Source organism: Mycobacterium sp. 1165178.9, assembly GCF_001673555.1.
Taxonomy (GTDB): Bacteria; Actinomycetota; Actinomycetes; order Mycobacteriales; family Mycobacteriaceae; genus Mycobacterium.
The window spans coordinates 1-6,322 of sequence record NZ_LZMB01000083.1 but is presented as its reverse complement, the minus strand read 5'-3'; the positions used below and the strand labels follow the sequence as shown (position 1 = coordinate 6,322).

Sequence of the window (6,322 nt, the reverse complement as noted above, 5' to 3'; positions counted from 1 at the left end):
CGCGGAGATCTACGTCCCGTTCTCCTGGTTCGAACCGATGTGGTTGGAAAACCTAGGGTTTGCCGCCGAAGGCGAAGGCTGGAAACTCACCGAAGCCGGCGAAACCAAGATCGGCGGTCGGCTGCCGGTGAATCCGTCGGGCGGCGTGCTGTCGTCGAACCCGATCGGCGCCTCCGGCCTGATTCGCTTCGCCGAGGCGGCCATTCAGGTGATGGACAAGGGCGGCGACCATCAGGTGCGGGGCGCGCGAAAGGCTTTGGGACACGCCTACGGTGGTGGCTCCCAGTACTACTCGATGTGGGTGGTGGGTGCGGACAAGCCCGCGGCCCAGAAGGTCGATGCGTGAGCGAGCATCCCGCACACGAGGCCGGCCGCCGCTCCCGCGAGGCGGTGGCGGCCCGGGACAAGGACGCTTGGCTGGCGGTATTCGCCGAGGATGCCATCGTCGAGGACCCGATCGGTCCCTCGGTGTTCGACCCCGAAGGCCTGGGGCACCGGGGCCGTGATGCCATCTCGGCCTTCTGGGACAAGGCCATCGCCCCCACCACGAAAATCGAGTTCTTCTTCCGCGACACCTATCAGTGCGGCTTCGAGGAAGCCAACGTCGGGCACATCCTCATCACGACGGGTGAGTACCAGACGACCGCCGAGGGAGTCTTCACTTACCGAGTCGACGCCGAGGGCAAGATGGTGGCCCTGCGTGCCTACTGGGAGATGGAACGCGCGGCGGCCAACACACGCAAGGTCTAGAGCGGCTCGAGCCCGGCCAGATGCCGCTGGGCGAGGTCGCGGTAGGCCTGCGGGTTCACCTTGACCCACATCTCCGCGCCGGTCCCGGCGACCGGGCCCTTGATCTGCGCCGGCGCACCGACGGCCAGCATCCCGGCCGGGATCTGGGCGCCAGCCGTCACCAGTGAATGCGCGGCGACCAGGCTGCGCGCCCCGATCACCGCACCGTCCAAAACGGTCGCGTGGTTCGCGATCAGCGCCTCCTGCCCGACGTGCACGCCGTGAATGAGGCACAGATGCGCGATGGTCGCGCCGGGACCGATGTCGACCGGGATACCGGGAGGCGCGTGCAACACCGACCCGTCTTGGACGTTGGCGCCCTCGCGCACCACGATGGGCCCGTAGTCGCCGCGCAACACGGCGTTGAACCAGATCGAGGCCCCCGCCTCCACCACGACGTCACCGATCAAAGTGGCCGTCGGGGCCACGAAAGCAGTGGGATCGACCCGTGGTGCGCGGCCCTCGAACGCAAACAGCGGCATCGTTTAGATATACCCTGAGCGCGCATACGTCGCGGGAAATCCCAGCCAGACGCGCCGTCGTTGCGCGGCACCGGCGCAAAACTGTAACGTGTTCTAGTCAGAGGCCCAGTGAGCTGGAGGTGACAGGTGAGTACCGACACCAAGGCGGTCGGCATCCGGGAAATCGATCCCGGCGACTTGCCGACCCGATACGCCCGCGGCTGGCACTGCCTTGGCGTCGCAAAGGACTTCCAGGACGGTAAGCCGCACGCGATTCAGGCTTTCGGCACCAAGCTGGTGGTATTCGCCGACTCGCAGGGGGACATCAAGGTCCTGGACGGGTATTGCCGCCACATGGGTGGCGACCTCTCTGAGGGCACCATCAAGGGCGACGAGGTCGCCTGCCCCTTCCACGACTGGCGCTGGGGCGGCGATGGCCGCTGCAAGCTGGTCCCCTACGCCAAGCGCACACCCAAGACGGCGCGGACCCGGTCGTGGTCGACGGACGTGCGCGGCGGCCTGCTTTTCGTCTGGCACGACCACGAGAACAATCCCCCGGACCCCGCCGTGCGCATTCCGGACATCCCGGAATCCCACAGCGACGAGTGGACCGAGTGGCGCTGGAACAGCATCCTCATCGAGGGCTCCAACTGCCGCGACATCATCGACAACGTCACCGATATGGCGCACTTCTTCTACATCCATTTCGGGCTGCCGACGTACTTCAAGAACGTTTTCGAGGGCCACATCGCCTCGCAGTTCCTGCACAACGTGGGCCGGCCCGACGTCAACGACCTCGGCACGTCTTACGGTGAGGCGCACCTGGATTCCGAGGCGTCGTACTTCGGGCCGTCGTTCATGATCAACTGGCTGCACAACAGCTACGGCGGTTACAAGGCCGAGTCGATCCTGATCAACTGCCACTACCCCGTGACTCAGAACTCGTTCATGCTGCAGTGGGGTGTCATCGTCGAAAAGCCCAAGGGCATGGACGAAAAGATGACCGACAAGCTGTCGAAGGTGTTCACCGAGGGCGTCAGCAAGGGCTTTTTGCAGGACGTCGAGATCTGGAAGCACAAGACCCGCATCGACAATCCCCTGCTGGTCGAAGAGGACGGCGCGGTCTATCAACTGCGCCGTTGGTACCAGCAGTTCTACGTCGACGTCGCCGACATCGAGCCGGAGATGGTGGAGCGGTTCGAGATCGAGGTCGACACCACCCGGGCCAATGAGTACTGGAACGCCGAAGTCGAGCAGAACCTCAAGGCCAAGGACTCAGAGGCGGACGAGCCGGTTACCGACGACGTCCCGGCCAAGCAACACTAGGAATCATGGGCGACGATCAGCCGGCGGTACCTGACGTCGATCAGCTTGCGCGGTCGATGTTGTTGCTGCACGGCGATCACCACGACCACGACGAGCAGCCGGCACGCCCCGAACGCAAGGGTGGATCCTGGTCGAAGTCAAGGGATTTCGCCAACGATCCGCAGCGCGCCGCTGCGGTCGCCGAAGCCAGCCGTGCCGACCGCGAGCGCTACCTGAATTCAGGTCTGTTGCCGGTGGACTGCCGGTTCTGTCACGTGCGGGTCACCGTTCGCCGCCTCGGGCCGGGACACACCGCGGTGCAATGGAATACCGAAGCGTGGCAGCGCTGTGCCCATTTCGCCGAGGTGCGTGCGTCCGGGGGCGACACCGCGCGCACCAGGTCGTGCCCCAAACTCGGTGACAGCATTGAGCATGCGGTCGCCGAGGGCTACCTCGACGGCGTTTCAGACGAAGACTGAACGACGGTCGCGCTCCGGCTCCGGCGCCCACTCCGCTTCGCGCTCGGGCCCCGCTCCGCGCGGCATTGGTATTTGGCCCGCCTTCGAGCGACAACGCGGGCACGCCCGAGCGATTCGTGGATTCTGTCGCTGAGAGGCGGGCAAAAGGGGTGCCCGCCAATCCAGAAACCCTTGTGGCGCCTGTGATTTAAAGGCCCGCGAAGCGCTCCTTGACGGCCTCAGTGCTGAGGCCATAGTCGGCCAGCGAGTAGCTGTGCTTCGGCGCGCGCTCGCCCGACTGGCTGTCCGCGTGGGCCTTCTCCATGGCCGCCCTGGCCTCTTCGGTCAACGTCAAGCCGAAGTGCCGGTAGATGTCGGCCACGGTGCCCCTCGGGTCGGCGATCAGTTCCTTGTAGTCGACGTCATAGAACTGCGACGGACTGTACTTGGCCCGCGCGGTATTGAATCGTTCCAGGCCCCGCGACCAGGTTTCCATTGCGTCAGCACCGATTTGGGCCCCGGTGAACGACGTCGACCACCCCTCGGCGGTGTGCTGTGCCAGCGAGCACATCGAGGCCATGATCGTCTCGACGGGGCGATGAGTCTGGATCACCAACGCGTCGGGATAGGTCGCCATCAATGCGTCCAACGCGAACAGGTGGCTGGGATTCTTCAGCACCCAGCGCTTCTCGGCGTCGTTGAGCCCGATCAGCTGAAGGTTGCGGCGGTGCCGCTGATATGAGGGCGTCCAGTCCTGCTCCGAGAGCCACTGCGCGTAACTCGGCAGGTGCGCCAGCGTTTCGTAGGACACCGAATGCAGTGACTGTCGCAGGAGCTGCCAGCACTCCTCCAGCTCGTAGGCGGCCATGAAATGCAGCCCGGTGTAGCCGGGGTTTTCCTGGTGGTGCTGGGTGAACTGCGCGTCGAGCTGGCGATAGAGCGGGTGTGACTCCCACGTCTCGCGGGGCGGGCGCGGCTGCGGGAATTCGGCCAGCCACATGTGCAGGCCCTGATGCGCGGGATCGGCGCCCAGCAGCCGGTGCAGCGCCGTGGTTCCGGTGCGCACCAGGCCGGTGACGAAGATGGGCCGTTCGATGGCGACGCCGGCGTGCTGCGGGTATTGCTTCCAGGCGGACTCGGACAGCAGTCGCGCCACCAGCGCACCGCGCAGGAAGAAGCGATTCATCTTGCTGCCCAACACCGTAAGCCCGGCTTCGGTCCGGTACGAGTCCAGCAGAACTCGCAGCGCTTCGCGGTAGTTGTCGTCGTCTTCGCCGAAGTCGTCGAGCCCGGTCAGCTTGGTGGCCGATGCGTGCAGCTCGTCGACGGTCCCGATGTCGGTGCGGTCGGACATCAGACGTGATACTCCCCGCAGTTGACGTCCAGGGTCTGCCCGGTGATGCCGCTGGACAGGTCACTGGCCAGGAACAGGATGGCCGACGCCACTTCGTCCTCGGTGGGCAAGCGCTTGAGGTCGGAGTTCGCCGCGGTGGCCGCATAGATCTCGTCGACGGTGGTGCCGTACTTGCCCGCCTGATGCTCAAAGTAGGCCTGCAACGTGTCGCCCCAGATGTACCCCGGCGCAACAGAATTGACCCGAATACCCTTGTCGCCGAGCTCGGTGGCCAGCGATTGGGACATGGAAAGCAGCGCGGACTTGGCCATCTTGTAGGCGCCGTATTTCGCCTGCGAGTGACGCAGCACCATGGAGTTGACGTTGACGATCGATCCGTGTGTCGTCTCCAGTGCCGGCGTGAAGGCCTGGATCAGCCGCAGCGCGCCCAGCGCACTGAGTTCAATCGCGTCGCGGATGTGCTGAAAGCTGGTGCCGGCCAACGGCTTCATCGACGGCACCCGGAACGCGTTGTTGATCAGCACGTCGACCTTGCCGTAGGTGGCCATGGTCGTCTCGACCAGGTAGGCGACCTCGTCGTCATTGGTGATGTCGGTGCGCACCGCCACGGCTTTACGGCCAGAGTCGTTGACGCGCTTGGCAACCTCGTCCAGCCGTTCCACGGTACGGGCCGCCAGCACCAGGTCCGCACCGTTGTCGGCGCACCGGTGTGCCAGCGTGGTACCGAGACCCGGGCCGACGCCGCTGATGATCACTACCTTGTCGTGGAGCATCCCTGACATCGTCATCCCAGCATCCTTGCCGCAATTTGTTGTTGGCGCAACGCGATTCGTGCGCGCCATTCGTCTTCGGAAATCTTATTGTGCTCGAAGTACGGCAGCGTGGTGGCTATGGCGTCGACGTCGACCAGCTCGACGGTGGGACCATCCGCTTCGGTGAGTTGACGCGATACCCGCTGCCAGCGGAACTGCAGGATGCCCTTGCGATGGCCGAGGGTTTCGACCCAGTTGGTCACGCCCGGGTTCTGGTCGGCCACGACGATGCGCACCTTGCCGTCCGGATCAGCCTGTGCCTGAGTGTTGTTCAGCGAAGTCTGGTGGTTGATGTAGTCCAGCGAGATATACCACAGGCTGCCCAATTGGAAGCCCAGGTAGGGCGCGTCGGTGACCGGTATGGTGATCACCAGCGCCTGGTCGGGCCCCAGTTCGTAGTGCCCCACCGATGAGTACTGGGTCGCCAGTCCGCCGGGAGTCAGCCGGGGCGCGACCATCGTGTTGACCGGGATATTGAAGTAGAACCACTGCGGGAACTGTAGCCAGGTCTTCACCCGGTTCACCAGTTGCTTTCCGGCTGTGGCATAACGCTTTTCGATGATTTCGCGGGTCAATGGCGGCGGCGCGGTGCCCGCGGTGTCCAACCGAGAGATGGAAAGCGTGCCGCGCTGCGCCGCCCAGTCGCCGTATACCTCTCGGATGACCAGCTGCCCGGGACTCGTCGGCCGCACCCGCCACTCGAAGCTGCCGTCGGGCGCGATCTGCAGTTCCCGGTCGTCGAACGCGGCCTGGCTGACCGGGACGTTGTCGTCGGTGTACTCGCCGCCCAGCAGCTGAAAACTGAGGTCGGTGGTGGTGCCGCGCCGGCCGGTGACGACGTAATCGTGATTGGCGTGCACTCTCGTGCCGAAGTAGAGCGTGTCGGGGTTGTCCAGGCCCATCTTGGTGAACGGCCCGGTGCCCGACTGCAGGAAGGGATGATCGCGCTCGTAGTCGAACGACAGGTGCATACAGCCGACGATGCAGCCGGCCAGGTACTGCAACCCTTCCAGCAGGTCGGCTTCGGTCTCGATGTGGGGCGCCGCGGCCACCAGCTTTTCGGACTCGGCGATGGCTTCGGTGAGGGAATCAGAGAACACGCCTAGACGCTAGAACGTGTTCTACTTTTTCGTCAATGGCGAA

General features: G+C 64.7%; 7 protein-coding genes and 1 pseudogene. 4 read left to right on the top strand and 4 right to left on the bottom strand.

What is annotated here, in order from left to right:
* Both A5652_RS04315 and A5652_RS04310 read left to right on the top strand, forming a co-directional pair.
* Positions 1-346: pseudogene (locus tag A5652_RS04315) on the top strand (thiolase domain-containing protein); the annotation flags it as partial.
* A complete protein-coding gene (locus A5652_RS04310) occupies positions 343-750 on the top strand; it encodes a nuclear transport factor 2 family protein (RefSeq protein ID WP_067346996.1) in 408 nt (135 codons plus the stop codon). The pseudogene A5652_RS04315 and the gene A5652_RS04310, both read left to right, overlap by 4 nt.
* Here the strand turns inward: A5652_RS04310 and A5652_RS04305 are convergent.
* Entirely contained in the window at positions 747-1,271 is a 525-nt protein-coding gene (locus A5652_RS04305; RefSeq protein WP_067346994.1) for a gamma carbonic anhydrase family protein, read from the bottom strand. The two genes, A5652_RS04310 and A5652_RS04305, sit on opposite strands and share 4 nt — an antisense overlap.
* A 126-nt stretch (positions 1,272-1,397) precedes the next feature.
* On the opposite strand from A5652_RS04305, the gene A5652_RS04300 reads away from it, so the two are divergent.
* Together A5652_RS04300 and A5652_RS04295 are read left to right on the top strand one after the other, a co-directional pair.
* A complete protein-coding gene (locus A5652_RS04300) occupies positions 1,398-2,576 on the top strand; it encodes a Rieske 2Fe-2S domain-containing protein (RefSeq protein ID WP_067346992.1) in 1,179 nt (392 codons plus the stop codon).
* 5 nt (positions 2,577-2,581) lie between these two features.
* A complete protein-coding gene (locus tag A5652_RS04295; protein WP_067346989.1) occupies positions 2,582-3,034 on the top strand; it encodes a hypothetical protein in 453 nt (150 codons plus the stop codon).
* Between the two features lie 187 nt (positions 3,035-3,221).
* On the opposite strand, the gene A5652_RS04290 is transcribed toward A5652_RS04295, so the two are convergent.
* From A5652_RS04290 to A5652_RS04280, 3 genes are read right to left on the bottom strand one after another with little or no spacing between them, the layout of a single operon-like run.
* Positions 3,222-4,367: a sulfotransferase gene (locus A5652_RS04290; protein ID WP_067346987.1), complete on the bottom strand. Its 1,146-nt coding sequence runs from the start codon at positions 4,365-4,367 to the stop codon at positions 3,222-3,224.
* The gene (locus A5652_RS04285) at positions 4,367-5,149 is read right to left on the bottom strand and encodes an SDR family oxidoreductase (protein ID WP_067346984.1); all 783 of its coding nucleotides are present in this window, start codon (positions 5,147-5,149) and stop codon (positions 4,367-4,369) included. Before A5652_RS04285 ends, A5652_RS04290 begins: the two co-directional genes overlap by 1 nt.
* Positions 5,150-5,151: 2 nt before the next feature.
* Positions 5,152-6,279, bottom strand: a complete 1,128-nt coding sequence (locus A5652_RS04280) for a hypothetical protein (RefSeq protein ID WP_067346982.1) — start codon at positions 6,277-6,279, stop codon at positions 5,152-5,154.
* Between the last annotated feature and the right edge of the window lie 43 nt (positions 6,280-6,322).

Coding starts and splice junctions, on each gene's coding strand:
- A5652_RS04285 (WP_067346984.1), bottom strand. CDS start 5,149: ATGTCAGGGATGCTCCACGACAAGGTAGTGATCATCAGCGGCGTCGGC.
- A5652_RS04295 (WP_067346989.1), top strand. CDS start 2,582: ATGGGCGACGATCAGCCGGCGGTACCTGACGTCGATCAGCTTGCGCGG.
- A5652_RS04305 (WP_067346994.1), bottom strand. CDS start 1,271: ATGCCGCTGTTTGCGTTCGAGGGCCGCGCACCACGGGTCGATCCCACT.
- A5652_RS04290 (WP_067346987.1), bottom strand. CDS start 4,367: ATGTCCGACCGCACCGACATCGGGACCGTCGACGAGCTGCACGCATCG.